Annotated in this window: 13 protein-coding genes; 3 read left to right on the forward strand and 10 right to left on the reverse strand. The window is 73.0% G+C overall.

Features of this window, described 5'->3' with window-relative positions; all coding sequences use genetic code 11:
• Window positions 1-124: 124 nt before the first annotated feature.
• The 3 genes from EAD98_RS25520 (at window position 125) to EAD98_RS25530 (ending at window position 2,630) form a co-directional block, all read left to right on the forward strand.
• Window positions 125-784 (forward strand): C39 family peptidase, encoded by a 660-nt coding sequence (locus EAD98_RS25520; protein ID WP_121656531.1) that lies wholly within the window; start codon window positions 125-127, stop codon window positions 782-784.
• A 242-nt stretch (window positions 785-1,026) separates the two neighbouring features.
• Window positions 1,027-1,920, forward strand: coding sequence for a DUF1996 domain-containing protein (locus EAD98_RS25525; RefSeq protein WP_121656532.1), 894 nt, complete (start codon window positions 1,027-1,029; stop codon window positions 1,918-1,920).
• A 71-nt stretch (window positions 1,921-1,991) separates the two neighbouring features.
• Window positions 1,992-2,630, forward strand: coding sequence for a DUF305 domain-containing protein (locus EAD98_RS25530; protein ID WP_121656533.1), 639 nt, complete (start codon window positions 1,992-1,994; stop codon window positions 2,628-2,630).
• Here the strand turns inward: EAD98_RS25530 and EAD98_RS25535 are convergent.
• Genes EAD98_RS25535 through EAD98_RS25580 form a run of 10 tightly spaced genes read right to left on the reverse strand, consistent with a single transcriptional unit; the run spans window position 2,618 to window position 14,278 of the window.
• The gene (locus EAD98_RS25535) at window positions 2,618-3,439 is read right to left on the reverse strand and encodes a CoA ester lyase (RefSeq protein ID WP_121656534.1); all 822 of its coding nucleotides are present in this window, start codon (window positions 3,437-3,439) and stop codon (window positions 2,618-2,620) included. The two genes, EAD98_RS25530 and EAD98_RS25535, sit on opposite strands and share 13 nt — an antisense overlap.
• Window positions 3,439-4,626: a CaiB/BaiF CoA-transferase family protein gene (locus EAD98_RS25540; protein ID WP_121656535.1), complete on the reverse strand. Its 1,188-nt coding sequence runs from the start codon at window positions 4,624-4,626 to the stop codon at window positions 3,439-3,441. Before EAD98_RS25540 ends, EAD98_RS25535 begins: the two co-directional genes overlap by 1 nt.
• Window positions 4,623-6,581: an SUMF1/EgtB/PvdO family nonheme iron enzyme gene (locus EAD98_RS25545; RefSeq protein WP_121656536.1), complete on the reverse strand. Its 1,959-nt coding sequence runs from the start codon at window positions 6,579-6,581 to the stop codon at window positions 4,623-4,625. Before EAD98_RS25545 ends, EAD98_RS25540 begins: the two co-directional genes overlap by 4 nt.
• The gene (locus EAD98_RS25550) at window positions 6,578-7,516 is read right to left on the reverse strand and encodes a ribokinase (protein WP_121656537.1); all 939 of its coding nucleotides are present in this window, start codon (window positions 7,514-7,516) and stop codon (window positions 6,578-6,580) included. The genes EAD98_RS25545 and EAD98_RS25550 overlap by 4 nt, the downstream gene beginning before the upstream one ends.
• Window positions 7,517-7,547: 31 nt before the next feature.
• Window positions 7,548-8,900 (reverse strand): ADP-ribosylglycohydrolase family protein, encoded by a 1,353-nt coding sequence (locus tag EAD98_RS25555; RefSeq protein WP_121656538.1) that lies wholly within the window; start codon window positions 8,898-8,900, stop codon window positions 7,548-7,550.
• A complete protein-coding gene (locus tag EAD98_RS25560; protein ID WP_121656539.1) occupies window positions 8,897-10,081 on the reverse strand; it encodes an ADP-ribosylglycohydrolase family protein in 1,185 nt (394 codons plus the stop codon). Before EAD98_RS25560 ends, EAD98_RS25555 begins: the two co-directional genes overlap by 4 nt.
• Before the next feature lie 2 nt (window positions 10,082-10,083).
• Entirely contained in the window at window positions 10,084-11,376 is a 1,293-nt protein-coding gene (locus EAD98_RS25565; RefSeq protein WP_121656540.1) for a sugar ABC transporter substrate-binding protein, read from the reverse strand.
• 37 nt (window positions 11,377-11,413) lie between these two features.
• Entirely contained in the window at window positions 11,414-12,253 is an 840-nt protein-coding gene (locus EAD98_RS25570; protein ID WP_121656541.1) for a carbohydrate ABC transporter permease, read from the reverse strand.
• Window position 12,254: 1 nt separating this feature from the next.
• Entirely contained in the window at window positions 12,255-13,190 is a 936-nt protein-coding gene (locus EAD98_RS25575; protein ID WP_121656542.1) for a carbohydrate ABC transporter permease, read from the reverse strand.
• Window positions 13,187-14,278, reverse strand: a complete 1,092-nt coding sequence (locus tag EAD98_RS25580; protein WP_233583972.1) for a LacI family DNA-binding transcriptional regulator — start codon at window positions 14,276-14,278, stop codon at window positions 13,187-13,189. Before EAD98_RS25580 ends, EAD98_RS25575 begins: the two co-directional genes overlap by 4 nt.
• Window positions 14,279-14,488: the final 210 nt, after the last annotated feature.

Here is a 14,488-nt window from a genome sequence, read left to right on the forward strand (position 1 = left end):
CCCGGACACCCGAGCAGATCCCCCCGATCGCCGGGTCTCCCCCTTGAACTTTCCCCCCGTTTTCCCGTGCGACGCACCCCCCTTGTGTGTCGTATGCACCCCTGATGCAGAGGAGCACGCCATCATGCGTACCGATCTGATCCGTAAGACCGCGCTGACCGCTGCTGGTCTCGCGTTCACCGGCGGCGCCATCGCCGGACCCATCACCGCCGCCTACGCCGCATCCGAGGCCAAGCCGGCCACCCAGACCCAGACCGACCGCAAGCCGTCGGGTGAGCGTCAGCTCGGCGTGCGGTACGAGGCGCAGCCGAACTTCTACTACTGCGGCCCCGCCGCCACCCGTAACGCCCTGTCCGTGCAGGGCAAGGACATCAGCGTCGACGCCATGGCCAAGGAGATGGGCACCACCGAGGCCGGCACCAACTCCATCAACGACATCACCCCGGTCCTGAACAAGGAGACCGGCAAGACCGACGCCTACCGTTCCGTGGAGATCAGCACCCCCGCCGCGGACGACAAGCAGACCGACACCCTGCGCGCCGACATCGTCAAGACCGTCGACGACGGCCGCGCCGTGGTCGCCAACATCGCCGGCACCAGCGTCGACACCGACGGCGGCGTGCACTCCTTCGAGGGCGGGCACTACATCAGCGTGGTCGGCTACCGCGACGGCGGGAACATCGTGAAGATCGCCGACTCGGCCGATCCGAACACCGCCTCCTACGAGGTCACCGTCGAGCACCTCGCCGACTGGATCGCCACCCGCGGCTACGCCACCAGCTGACCGCAAACAGCATCACCGACAAGGGCCGGACCCCCAGGGGTCCGGCCCTTTCGCGTCGTCATTTCCACCAGGTGCGGCACGTATTGACAAGCGTCGACTTCAGGGTGACGCTGGATCCGTGAGAGCGCTCTCTCTCATCCCGGCTCAACAGACCACCACCAGTCTGGCCAGGGAAAACTCCGATGTCTTCGGCGGCGGCGCCGGAGCTGTCCCTGACCCGTCCCCCCGACAGGAGTCACGAGATGGACAGGGCCGCACCCCTCTCCGGCATCCCCCGCCGGCTGCGCCTCGCCACGGCGATCGGCGCCCTGCTGGCGCTACTCGGCACGTACATGGTCTCCACCACGGCTCGGGCCGACGCCGCCCCGGGCGCGAACGCCATCCGGGTCGCGGAGTTCCCCGCCGACTGCACGTACAGCCACCGGCTGCCGGACGACCCGATCATCTTCCCCGGGCTGCCCGGGGCCTCGCACATGCACAGCTTCTTCGGCAGCACGGTGACGAACGCCCACACCACGCTGCGCGACCTGGTCAACTCTCCGACCACGTGCAACCCGCGGACGGACGTCTCGTCGTACTGGGTGCCCACCCTGTACAACAACAACGTGCCGGTCGAGCCGACCATCGTCACGTTCTACTACCTGGGTGAGGGCGTACGCGCCGACGTCGTCGCGGCCACCCAGCCCCTCCCGCAGGGGCTGCGGATCGTGGCGGGCAACGCCAAGGCGGCCGGGCCGAACGAGAGCATCGCCCGCTGGTCCTGCCTGCACGCCGGGCAGGTGCCACCGTCGAAGAACTTCGTCACCTGCCCGGCCGGGACGATGATGGAGTCGTACCTGGACTTCCCGCAGTGCTGGAACGGCCGCGACCTGGACTCGCCCGACCACAAGAGCCACATGGCGTACCCGGTGAATCAGGCCTGCCCGTCGACGCATCCGGTGCACGTGCCCAAGCTGCGGCAGGTGTTGCGGTACCCGGTCAACGGCAACCCGGCGCAGTTCCGGCTGGCCTCCGGTCCGGGTTACACGATGCACGGTGACTTCTTCAACGCCTGGCCCGTGGCGGAGATGGCACGCCGCGTCCAGGACTGCATCCGTCCGGTGATCAAGTGCGGGCACGACGGCCGACCGATCTGAGCCGAGACGCTCGCACCCGAGGGCGGGCCCGGTCACGCCGGGCCCGCCGTCCCGGGTGGAGAGGAGGCCGGATGCGTGCGCTCGTCGCGGCACCGTCCACGCTGCTCATCGCGGCTCTGCTCGCCGCCGGCTGTGCCGCCGGACCGCCGGACGCCGCCGGCACCACGGCACCGTCCGTCGCCGCGTCGACGGCTGTCGCCGCGCCGGGCACGGCACTAGCCACGGGTACGGCAGGACCGTTCAGCCCGACCGACATCGCCTGGCTCCAGCTGACGGTGGCGATGGCCGAACGGGTGCTGCCGGTGCTCGACCTGGTGCCGGCCCGGACCACCGATCCGGCCTGGCGGCGCCTGGCCGCCCAGATCGAGACCACCGAGCGCGCCAACCTGGCCGTGTCCCGCCGGCTGCTGGGCGACTCCGGTGCACCGGCGACCAACCCGCACGAGGGCCATGACATGCCGGGCATGATCGGCGCCGACGAGCTGGCCGCGCTGCGGTCGTCCACCGGGAAGGCGTTCCAGCGGTTGTTCGCCGGGCACCTGCGTGCGCACCTGACGCAGGCGGTCCGGATCGCCGGCGCGGAGCAGCGGGGTGGCGTACACCCGGAGACCACCGCGTTGGCCGCGGCCGTGGTCCGGCGCGGCACCACCGACCTCGCGCGGCTCGACCGTGCCGGCCCAGACGGGCGGCGCGCCGGTCAGGCGGCGTAGCGGGCGGCCAGGTCCACGGTGCGCCGGGCGGCGGCGACCATCGCCCGGTCGGCGAAACGACCGTCGGGCAGCACCACGGTTCCCGAATCCCGTCGCTGCGCCTCGGCGATCGCGGCCAGCAGCTCCGCGGCGCGGGCCACCTCCCGCTCGGCCGGCCGGAACGCCTCGACGATCACGGGCAGCTGGCGCGGGTGGATCGCCGCACGGCCGAGGAAGCCGAGCCGCCGACCGACGGCGCAGGAGGCGGCCAGACCGGCGACGTCGGTGACGTCGGCGTACACCGACATCGCCGGCGGAAGCAGGCCGGCGGCGCGGGCCGCGACCACCACCCGGCCGCGAGCCCAGAGCAGGCCGTCGTCGTCGCTCACCCCGAGGTCCGAGCGGAGGTCGGCCTCGCCGAGGCCGATCGAGGCCACCGAAGGATGGGCGGATGCGATCGGGTACGCGGCCTCCAGCCCGAGCGCCGACTCGACCAGCGGGTGCAGCGGTACGTCGACCCGCTCGGCGAACGCCGCCACCGTCGCGGCCGACTCGACCTTCGGCAGCCGCAGCCCGGCCAGCCCGGGTCGACCGGCCACCGCGGTCAGGTCGGCGTCGACGTCCGGGCCGGTCAACTCGTTGACCCGGACCTGCACCGGCACGGGGTGCGTCTCGGCGAGGAACTCGGCGACCGCCTCCCGGGCGTACGCCTTGCGCCCGGCGACGACGGCGTCCTCCAGGTCGAGGATGACGGCGTCGGCGCCCGAGGCGACGGCCTTGGCGAACCGGTCCGGGCGGTCGCCGGGCACGTAGAGCCAGCTGAGCAGCATCAGAGCACTCCCCGCTCGCGCAGCGCGGCCAGCTCGTCAGCGCTCAGGCCGAGCGCGCCGAAGACCGCGTCGGTGTCCTGCCCGTGCCGCCGGCCGGCGTGCCGGATCTCCCCCGGCGTGTCGGCGAGCCGGAACGGCACGTTCTGCATCCGTACCTCACCCAACTCCTCGTCCGGGACGGTGCGCACGGTGCCCAGCGCCGCGTACTGCGGGTCGGCGAGGATGTCGCGCACGTCGTAGACCGGCGCGACCGCCGCCTGCGCCTCCTCGAACGCGGCCACCACCTCGTCGCGGACCCGCTTCGCCACCCAGGCGCTCACGGCGGCGTCCAACTCGTCGGCGTGCGCGGCCCGGCCGCTGCCGGTGGCGAACCACGGCTCGTCGATCAGCTCGGGTCGGCCGACCAGCCGCAGCACGCGTTCGGCGATGCTCTGCGCGCTGGTGGAGACGGCCACCCAGCGCCCATCCGCGCACCGGTACGTGTTGCGCGGGGCGTTGTTGTTCGACCGGTTGCCCAGCCGGGGCTGGAGGTAGCCGAGCTGGTCGTACCAGGTGATCTGCGGGCCGAGCATCGCCATGATCGGCTCGATGATGGCGAGGTCCACCACCTGCCCGGCGCCGGTGACGTCCCGGGCGCGCAGGGCCAGCATCACCGCGTACGCGGCGGCGAGCGCGGTCACCGAGTCGGCCAGCCCGAACGGGGGCAGGGTCGGTGGGCCGTCCGGTTCCCCGGTGGCCGCGGCGAAGCCGCTCATCGCCTCGGCGAGGGTGCCGAAGCCGGGCCGGCGGGCGTACGGGCCGACCTGCCCGAATCCGCTGATCCGGGTGACGACCAGCCGGGGGTTGACCGCGTGCAGCTCGGCCGGGCCGAGCCCCCACCGCTCCAGCGTGCCCGGGCGGAAGTTCTCCACCAGCACGTCGGCGTCGGCGAGCAGCCGGCGCAGCAGCGCGGCGCCGTCCGGGTCGGACAGGTTGAGGGTGACCGTCCGCTTGTTGCGGCCGAGCACCTTCCACCAGAGGCCGACGCCGTCGCGGGCCGGGCCGTGCCCCCGCGACGGGTCCGGCTTGGCCGGGTGCTCCACCTTGATCACGTCGGCGCCGAAGTCGCCGAGGAACGCCGCGGCGAGCGGCCCGGCGAAGAGGGTGGCCAGGTCGACGACCTTGATCCCGTCCAGCGGGGCGGTCATCGGGTCACCTCCGGGTCGCCCACCAGGTCGGCGGCGCAGCGGAAGCCCACCTGGTCGGAGCGGGTGAGCCCGGCGCCGGTCAGCAGCAGCTTCACCGAGACGTCCGCCGGCTGCGGTCCGCCGTCGAGGTACCAGTCGGAGCCGTCCGCCCGGTGGTCCGCGCCGCCCTTGAGGATGACGAACCGGGTGCGCCCGTCGGAGTGTTCGCTCTCGGTCAGGTTCCACACCAGCGGTTCCCGACGGACGAGCAGCCCCGCCTCGGCGGCCACCTGCCACTCGTCCTCGGTGGGCAGTCGCAGCCCGGCCCACGTGGCGTACGCCCGCGCGTCGGCCAGCTCCACCCCGGTCGCCGGGGCGTGGGCCGGCCCCTGCCCGGCGGTGAACCGTTCGGGGCGCACCGGTCGGTAGCCGGTGGCGCGCAGGAACTCGGCGTACTCGCCGTGGGTCACCTCGTGGGTGGCGATGGCGTACCGACCGAGCCGGACGCTGCGGCGCAGCGTGCCGGTGTGGTGCAGCCGCGGCGGCAGCGGCTTCCACTCGTCGACGTAGGGCGCCTCGCCGTACAGCCCGGTCTCACGCACCCGGTGCCGGACGACCAGTTCCCGCCGGCCGGCCTCGACGGCCGCCATGCCCCTGGGCACCTCGGACCGGGGCGCCCACGGGGTCCGGGCGCGCACCGCGGCGCGGGCCGGGAAGGACGGGTCGCCGGTGGGTGGCTCCTGCGCCGGCACGGCGGCGTCGGTCACCACCACGGCGGCGATGGCGCCGGCCGGCAGCGGGCCGCCCACCGCCAGCCGACCGTCGGCGGTCTCGGTGACGCGCAACTCGCCACCGGTGACCAGGTCGACGAAGCGTCGGCCGGCCCGGGCGTCGGTGACCAGCCACGGCCCGTCGTGGTCCGCGCCCCGATTCACCACCGTCCACAGTGGCTCGTCGTCGTGCGTCCAGCGGGACGCGTACACCTGGCCCTCGCCGGGGTGGTCGGCGAGCGGGACCCAGTCCTCGGCGCGCAACCACGCGGCGTGGCTGGTCTGCACCCGGCGCATCGCCCGCAGCACCGCCCGGTCCCGGTCGTTCCAGCCGACCCAGACCCCGAAGACGCTCTCCCACACCAGCACGCCGACGCCGTTGAGCCAGGCGGAGTGCAACTCGTCGAGGTGGTCGCGGTGCCAGCGGCGGGTGTGGTGCAGCACGTGCCGCCGCTCGAACCACTTCGCCCGCAGCACGCCGGGCACCTCGGAGTCGGCGAACCACTGCGCCCAGGACATCGCGTGGTCGGCGATCCGGGCCAGCGGTACGCGGCTCTCGCCTTCCAGGACCATGCCGGGGCGGACAGCATCCAGCGCGGCGCGCAGCTCGCCGGCGCCCTCCTTCAGCGTGTCCAAAAAGACGCCGTCGACGCCGAGCTTGCCGGCCAGGGCCGCGACCTCCTCGGCGTCGCTGCCCGGTTCCCGGCGGGTGCCGGTGTCCCAGGGGTTGTAGTCGATGAAGACCCGCACCCCCCGCTCCTGGAACGCCCGCACCACCTCGGGCAGCTCCGGCACGTCCCGGTACCAGTCGAACTGGTTACGGTCGTCCAGGCCGATCACCGGGTACGCGTGCCAGAGCACCACCCCGTCGAAGCCGCCGAAGTCCCGCCCGGCCGCGGCGAGGAACTCGTCGACGGTGAAGACGCCGCGCTCGTGGTCGTAGAGCGCCTCGTCCCAGAGCCACGCCAGGCAGACGCTGAAGCAGTCGCCGGCGATTTCGTCGTAGTGGGCGCCGGTGTAGCCGATGCGCTCGCGGGCGTCGGCCCGCCAGTGGGTGAGCTGCTCCCGCCAGGCCGGCCAGTCGGCGGGGTCCGCCGGTGCGGCGAAGATCTTCGCCTCGTCCAGGGTGGTCAGATCGGCGTGTGCGCCGAGCGGCACCTCGGTCGGCCGGTCGATGGGGCGCGGGACGTACGGGTTGAAGCTCACGGGGTACCTCGGTAGGTCGCGTCGTAGAGGGCGTCGATGGCGGACCGCTCGGGCAGGGCGGTGGAGGCGCCGGGCCGCTGGGCGCAGGCAGCTCCGGCAGCGCACGCCCAACGCAGGCTCGCCAGCACGGTGTCTTCGGTGGTGGCGCCGCCACGCTCGGCCCAGCCCACGGCCAGCGCACCGGTGAAGGCGTCGCCCGCGGCGGTGGTGTCCACCGCGTCGATGCTCGGGGCCGGGACCGACAGGCGCAGACCGCGCCGGTCGGCATACGCGGCGCCGCGCGCGCCGAGGGTCAGCACCACCCGGGGCACCAGCTCCAGCAGGGCGTCGAGCAGCACCAGCGGGTCGTCGGAGAAGACCCCGGCCACGACCGCCGCCTCGTGTTCGTTGACCACCAGCACGTCGACCAGGTCGAGCAGCTCCGTCGGCAGGACCGCGGCCGGTGCGGCGTTCAACACGACGGTCGTGCCCTCCGCCCGAGCCCAGTCGGCCGCCCGGACCACGGCGGCCAGGGGCACCTCCAGCTGGAGCAGCAGCACGTCCGCCGCGGCGATCGTCGCCCGGTCGTCGGCGCCCAGCTCGGTCAACGTGCCGTTGGCGCCGGGCGCGACGACGATGAAGTTCTCCGCGTCCTGGTCGACGGCGATCAGCGCGATGCCCGAGGGACCGGCGACGGTGCGCAGGCCGCGAACGTCCACCCCCGCGCCGGCCAGGCTCGACCGCATCTGCGTACCGAACTCGTCGTCGCCGACCGCGCCCACGAAGTCGCAGGCGGCACCGGCGCGGGCGGCGGCGACCGCCTGGTTGGCGCCCTTGCCGCCGGGCACGGTCCGGAAGTTGTCGCCCAGCACCGTCTCGCCGGGGCGGGGCAGCCGCGACGCCGTCACCACCAGGTCCAGGTTGCTGCTGCCCACCACCGCCACGCGCGCGCTCATGCCGTGCTCCCTCCCGTCCGTCCGTGCCGCGTCATGACCCGCTCCCCGCGTGGGCCAGGGCCCGGGTCCGCTCGGCCAGCTCGTCGAAGCCGATGCCGTCGAAACCGGCGATGCTGCTGGCCAGCCGGTTGCGCAGCGGGACGACCCACCGCGTCGGCAGCCCGGTCGCGCCGGTGAGCGCCCCGGTCACCGCGCCGACCGTCGCACCGGTCGAGTCGGTGTCCCAGCCGCCGCTGACCACCGCGGTGATCGACCGCTCCAGGTCGCCACGGCCGTACGCGAGCGCGGCGGCCACCAGCGCGGCGTTGTTGCGCACGTGCACCCAGTGCAGGTGACCGTGCCGGGCGTACAGCTCGTCGACCACGCGTTCCCAGTCGTCGGCGCCCGCACCGAGGGCCCGCGCTTCGCGGACCGTGGCGGCGAACCGGCTGCGCGGCGGCAGCACCGCTTCGGCGGCGTCCAGCACCTCGTCGACGGTGTCGGCGACCGGCGCGGCGGCGGCCAGGGCGGCGGCCCAGAGCGCGCCGTGCACGCCGCCCCGGACGTGGCTGACGGCGGCGTCCCGGACGGCCAGCTCGGCGGCCCGGTCCGGCCGGCCGGGGTTGACCCAGCCGTACACGTCGGTGCGGATCTGCGCGCCGATCCATTCCCGGAACGGGTTGTGCCGGCGGGCGCTCTGCGGTGGCGCGAGCCCGAGCAGCAGGTTCCGGTACGCCACCCGCTCGGCGGTGAAGACCCGCCCACCGGGCAGCCAGTCCAGCCACGCCTGCGCCACGTCGGCGCTGGTGAAGTCGCGACCGTGCGCCTCCAGCACTCGCAGGGCCAGCAGCGCGTAGTTCAGGTCGTCGTCCTCGGGCATGCCGTGGATGTTCTCGGCGAGGCTGGTCGGCGCGCTGCGCTTGTTCCACGGCCAGCGGGCGGCCACGTCGGCCGGCAGATCCTTCGCGGTGAACCAGTCACGCAACGGCCACCGGCCGGTGGCGGTGAGGATCTCGCGGATCCCCTCCCGGGGGATCTTCTCCACCGGCTTGCCGAGCAGGCAGCCGACCGCCCGGCCGAGCCACGCGCCGTGCAGCCGGTCGTACGTCACCTCGGTCGGCAGCGACCAGGTCGCCGGCCATCCGGCCCGCAGCCCGGCCAGGTCGTCCGGCTCGTCGTCGGTGGCGACGGCGGGCAGCGCGTCGGCGGCGTCCAGCAGCTCCGCAGCGAGCGCCCGTAGCGCCGGCGGGGCCGGGGTCGGCGACGCTCCGCTGACCGGTGCAGTCAGGTCCCCGCCGGCCTCCGTCCACCGCCGGGCGAGGGCCGCCACGTCGCGGCCCTCGTCCCGGCTGGCCGCCAACTCGTGCGGCAGCAGGTCCTCCGGCTGGACCCAGGTGTTCCTCACTGGACCGACTCCCCGTGCGACGTGTACGGCGCGCCCCGGTCGGCGCCGCCGGCCAGGCCGGCGAAGCGCTCCGCGCGCCGGGTGAACCGGGCCTGGTCCCGCTCGAAGACCTCGCCGGCCACCGCCGCGAGGACCCGGGCAGGCTCCACCAGGTCGGTCCTGGAGGCGGTGGCGACCACCTCGGACCACTCCGCGGGCACCGCGGCGGCGCCGCCGAGCGCCCCGGCGATGGCCGCGGCCATGGTCGCGGTCGAGTCGGCGTCCCGGCCGTAGTTGACCGCGCCGAGCACCGCCGGGCGGAACTCGCCGCCGGCCACGACGAGCATGCCGATGGCCACCGGCAGCTCCTCGATGGCGTGCAGCCGGCTGGGCCGCCGCGCCCCGAGCCCCGGGCTCCGGTACTCCTCCCCCACCGTGTCGAAGGGGGCGACCGCCGCGCGCAGCGCCGGGATGGCCTGCTTCCAGTCGTGGTGGCCGCGGGCCTCCTTGACCACCGCGTCGATGGCCGCCCGGGTGCCGTCGCGGGCCAGGTCCAGCGCCTCGGCGACGACATCCTCGACACCCGCGCCGGGGGTCGCCGCCGCGGCGACCGCCGCCGCGAAGACGGCGGCGGCCTCCCTCCCGTAGCTGTGCTGGTGCGCCCCGGCGATCTCCACCGCCTCGGCGTACGCCCCGGCCGGATCGCCCGCGTTGACGATGCCGACCGGAGCCATGTACATGGCCGCACCACAGTTGACGATGTTGCCGACCCCGGCCTCGCGCGGATCCGCGTGGGCGTGGTGCAGGCGGGTGACCAGCCACCGCTCGGCGGCCGCGAGCCGGTGGAAGGTCACCCCCTCCCGCTCCAGGTCGGGGATGTAGACCACCCGCTCGATCAGGTCGGGGACCAGCAGCTCCACCACGTCGTACGCGTCGAGGTGGTCGCGTTTGGCCGCGTAGGCGCGGACCAGGGCGTGGGTCATCAACGTGTCGTCGGTGATGTGCCCGTCGCCCTTGTGGTACGGCGCGAGCGGTCGCGCGGTGGCCCAGTCGGCGTGGTACGGGGGCACGATGCCCTCGACCCAACCGCCGAACCGTGCGCGGATCTGCTCCGGCAGTGCCGTTTCGGTGGCGCCACCGAGGGCGTCTCCGACCGCGGCGCCCACCAGGCAGCCGACCGATGTGTCGAGCAAGAGTGACATGTCTACCTCAGAACCTGCTTGCCACCGTCGACCAGCTGCGTACCGAGCTGATCGAGAGTGATCTTGTTGGCGAAGTACTGCTGGAGAGCCGGGGTGGCGTACTTGGTCTTCCACTCCGGGTAGCCGTCGGCCTGCTGGAACGGGGCGACGGTCAGGTCCGCGGCGCTGGCCGCGGCGACGTCCCAGCCCTGCTTGCCGGTGGTGAGCTTGACCAGCTCCTCGTTGGCCTGCTTGCCGGTCGGGACCAGCCAGTCACCCTTGGCCAGCGCGGCCATGTTCGTCGGGTTCAGGAAGTACTCGAGGAACTGCGCGGCCTGCTTCTTGTGCTTGGAGTCCTCGGAGACCGAGAGCGTCTGCGGGTTCGCGGCCTGCTTGGCGGAGAGCCCCTTGACCGGCGGCAGGGTGACCCACTCGAAGCCCGCCGGCGCCTGCTCGACCATCTGCTGACGCAGCGACACCGAGCCGGGCAGCATGGCGTACTTGCCACCGAAGAAGCCGGGCAGGGTGTCCGCGCCGCTCATGCCCAGCGCCTCCGGGGACGCGGACTTGGCGGTGTAGATCATGTCGTGGATCCGCTTCGGAATCTCCTTCTCCGCGTCACCGACCTTGACCTCGGTCTTGCCGCCGTCGGTGTAGAAGAACTTCCCGTCGTAGTTGAGCGCCAGGTTGAGCACCCGGTTGGTCGGCGACTTCAACGCCCAGGCCACGCCGTACTGGCCGGGCTTGGTGAGCTTCTGCGCGTTGCTCTGGAACTCGTCCCAGGTCCAGCCGCCGTCGGCGGGTGGCACCGCGACGCCGGCGGCGTCGAGCAGCTTCTTGTTGGCGATGACGACCTGCGACTCCAGCAGGAACGGCACGCCGGCGACCTTGCCGTCGAAGGTCGCGGTGTCCCAGACACCCTGGTCGATCTGGCCCTTCAGGTCGCCGGAGACGAGCCCGGAGAGGTCGGCCAGGTAGCCCTGCTTGCTGAACTCGCCGATCGAGGACGCCTCGTAGTGCACGATGTCCGGCGCGTCGCCGCCCTCGAAGGAGGTCAGCAGCTGGTCGTGCACCGAGTTCCAGTCACCCTGGACGTACTCGACCTGGATGTCGGGGTGTTCGGCGTTCCACTTGGCGACGAGGTCCTTGTTGACCTGGAGCGACTCCTTCTGCCACGCGAGGCTGAGGAAACGCAGTTTGACCGGGCCGGATGTGGCCTCGTCGCCGCCGCCGTCACCGCACGCGGCGAGCGCGCCGAGGCCGACGACCGCGACCGCGGTGGCCGCGGCCAGTCGACGGAATCGGGTACGGAGCATGGGGGGTTACCTCCTTGGTGGTGGGTGGGGGGACGGTTCAGCCCTTGACCGCGCCGGCGAGCGACCCGGACGAGAGCCGGCGTTGCATGAACGCGAAGAAGATCAGGCTGGGAAGCGTGGCCAGCAGCGAGCCGGCCGCGAGGGGTCCGAGTCGGGCGGTGCCCTCGATGCCGACGAACCGGGCCAGCGCCACCGGCAGGGTGGCCAGCTCCGGCGTCTTGATCAGCACGAGCGCGAAGAAGAACTCGTTCCAGGCCGAGATGAAGGAGAAGAGCGCGGTCGCGACCAGGCCCGGGGCGAGCAGCGGGAAGACCACCCGGCGCAGGACCTGCACCCGGCTCGCCCCATCCACCGACGCGGCCTCCTCCAGCTCGCGGGGGATGTTGCGGACGAAGCCCTGGAGCATCCACAGCGCGAACGGCAGCGCCCAGACCACGTAGATCAGCACCAGTCCGGCGTGCGTGTTGGCCAGGCCGACCTGCCGCAGCACCAGGAAGATCGGGATGATCAGCAGCACGAACGGGAAGAGCTGGGACAGCAGCACCCAGCCCAGCGCCGCGGTGCCGAGCTTGGACCGGAACCGGGCCAGCGCGTACGAGGCCGGCATGGCGACCAGCACGGTCAGCACCGCCGAGGCGAGCGAGACCTGGAGGCTGTTCAGCGCCGCCCGGCCCAGCTCCTGCTCGGTGAAGGCCTGGACGAAGTTCTGCACGGTCGGGTCGCTCGGGATCAGCGTGGGGTGCAGCCGCACCAGCTCACGCGGCGGCTTGAACGCCGTCGAGAGCAGCCAGATCAGCGGGAACCCGAGGAAGATCAGGTAGCCGGCGAGCGCCAGGTACTGCAGCACCCGCCCGGTACGGCTCGGCTTTCCGAACATGTCAGTTCGCCTCCCTCAGCCGGCGCCGGAGATAGACGGCGAGCAGCGCGACGATGAGCACGACCATCACGTTGCCGAGCGCGGCGGCGTAGCCGTAGTTGCCGTAGCGGAACGCCTCCTCGTAGGCGAAGAGCATCGGCAGCATGGTCTTGCCGCCCGGCCCGCCCGCGGTGAGCACGTAGACCAGGCCGAACGAGTTGAAGTTCCAGATGAAGTCCAGCGACGTGATCGCCACGATCACCGGGGCCAGGGCGGGCAGCGTGACGTGCCGGAACCGGTGCCACGTGCTGGCCCCGTCCACGGCGGCCGCCTCGTGCAGCTCGCGGCCAACCCCCTGGAGGCCGGCGAGCAGGACGACGGTGGTCTGCGGCATGCCGGCCCAGACCCCGACCAGGATCACGGCGGGCAGGGCCGTGCTGAAGTCGCCGAGCCAGTTGGTCCGCAGCCCGTCGGCTCCGATCCGGTGGAAGAACTCGTTGAGCAGGCCGGCGTCCGGGTGGTAGACGAGCTTCCAGAGGATGCCGACCACGACCGGCGGCATCGCCCACGGCACCACGGCCAGCACCCGGGCCACGCCCCGGAACCGCAGCTGCTGGTTGAGCAGCAGGGCCAGCCCGAGGGCGAGCAGGAACTGGAGCACCGTCACCCCGACCGCCCAGAGCAGCCCGATCTTGAACGAGTTCCAGAACAGCTCGTCGCCGAGGAGTTCGCGGTAGTTGGCCGGGCCGGTGAAGGACACCTCGACGTTGCGCCCGGCCCGCGCATCGGTGAAGCCGAGGTAGATGCCTCGCAGCAGCGGAAACACCGACAGCACCAGGATCGGCAGCAGCGACGGCAGGAGCAGCAGGTAGATGGCGGTCCGGTCGGAACGGAACCGGTTCGGCCGGCGGGCCGGTCCGGGCCGTTCGACGTCCGGCCGCTCGGCCAGCGTGGTCATGAGGTCACCCCTTCGCTGGTCGGGTGGGTCGTCGGCGGGCCGCCCGGCCGGGGCGCCGGCAGTGGCGTGCCACTGGAGGCGCGGATGGCGAGGCTGGGTGGCACCTGCTCGCGGCGCGGCGGCAGGGTCGGATCGGCGATCCGTTGCAGGAGCAGCTCGGCGGCTCGGCGACCACGCTCGGTCGAGCCGAGCGAGACGCTGGAGAGCTGGGGAAACATCATCCGGGCGAGCTCGGTGTCGTCCATGCCGACGACGGCGACGTCCTGCGGCACCTGGCGCCCGGCGGCGAGCAGGGCGTGCAGCGCCCCGACCGCGATCAGGTCGTTCGCGCAGACCAGGGCGTCCGGGTCGGCGCGGGCGAGCAGCCGCTCGGTGGCGGTCCGGCCGGCGGCGTACTGGAAGTCGCCGACCTCGATCAGGTCCTCGTCGCACGGGATGTCGTGCCGTGTCAGCGCTGCCCGGAAGCCGGCGTCGCGCGCGGTTCCCGGAACGGTGTCGAGCGGGCCGTTGACGAAGCCGATCCGGCGCCGACCGGTGGCGACGAGGTGGTCGACGGCCAGCGCGACGCCGTGCCGGGAGTCGGTACGCACGTTGTCGACGGCGGCGTCCGCGCCGAGCTGTCCGACCACCACCACCGGCACCGGGCTGTCCACCAGCGCGGTCAGGTGATCGTCGGTGACCCGGATCGGCGAGACGATCATCCCGTCCACGTATCGGTTGGCCAGCCGGCGCAGCAGGGCGGTCTCGTTGTCGATCCGTCCGCCGGTGGCGTGCACCAGCAGCTGCCGCCCGGAGGAGGCGACCACGGCCTCGATGGCGCGCATCATCTCGACGTAGACCGGGTTGCCGATGTCCTCGACGGCGAGCGCGACAAGGCCGGTGCGCTGGGACTGCAACGACCGGGCGATGGCGTTCGGCACGTAGCCCACCTCGGCGGCCGCGGCGCGTACCTTGCGGATCGTCTCCGGACTGCCGCCGATCCCGTTGAGGACCCGCGAGGCGGACGCGATGGAGACACCGGCGCGGGCGGCGACCGTGTGCACCGTGGGCCGGCCGTCCGCCGGTTCCTGTAAACGTTTACGACCCACGTTCTGCACCTCCACCCGATAGCTGTAAACGTTTCCGGGAGTCTGCTCCGCCCATGGCGGAGAGGTCAAGAGCCCGTTACGAAAACGTTTCCAACACCCGAAGCCCCGACCGTGCCCGCGTGATCCGCCCCTGCCCTCGTGATCAAGAGGTTCGCGTCATCCGTTCGGCGTCTCCTGACGCAAACCTCTTGATCAACGAGGCGGGGGCGG

Source organism: Micromonospora sp. CV4 (assembly GCF_003667455.1).
Taxonomy (GTDB): domain Bacteria; phylum Actinomycetota; class Actinomycetes; order Mycobacteriales; family Micromonosporaceae; genus Micromonospora.

Coding starts and splice junctions, on each gene's coding strand:
- EAD98_RS25520 (WP_121656531.1), top strand. CDS start 125: ATGCGTACCGATCTGATCCGTAAGACCGCGCTGACCGCTGCTGGTCTC.
- EAD98_RS25525 (WP_121656532.1), top strand. CDS start 1,027: ATGGACAGGGCCGCACCCCTCTCCGGCATCCCCCGCCGGCTGCGCCTC.
- EAD98_RS25530 (WP_121656533.1), top strand. CDS start 1,992: ATGCGTGCGCTCGTCGCGGCACCGTCCACGCTGCTCATCGCGGCTCTG.
- EAD98_RS25535 (WP_121656534.1), bottom strand. CDS start 3,439: ATGCTGCTCAGCTGGCTCTACGTGCCCGGCGACCGCCCGGACCGGTTC.
- EAD98_RS25540 (WP_121656535.1), bottom strand. CDS start 4,626: ATGACCGCCCCGCTGGACGGGATCAAGGTCGTCGACCTGGCCACCCTC.
- EAD98_RS25550 (WP_121656537.1), bottom strand. CDS start 7,516: ATGAGCGCGCGCGTGGCGGTGGTGGGCAGCAGCAACCTGGACCTGGTG.
- EAD98_RS25560 (WP_121656539.1), bottom strand. CDS start 10,081: ATGTCACTCTTGCTCGACACATCGGTCGGCTGCCTGGTGGGCGCCGCG.
- EAD98_RS25565 (WP_121656540.1), bottom strand. CDS start 11,376: ATGCTCCGTACCCGATTCCGTCGACTGGCCGCGGCCACCGCGGTCGCG.
- EAD98_RS25570 (WP_121656541.1), bottom strand. CDS start 12,253: ATGTTCGGAAAGCCGAGCCGTACCGGGCGGGTGCTGCAGTACCTGGCG.
- EAD98_RS25575 (WP_121656542.1), bottom strand. CDS start 13,190: ATGACCACGCTGGCCGAGCGGCCGGACGTCGAACGGCCCGGACCGGCC.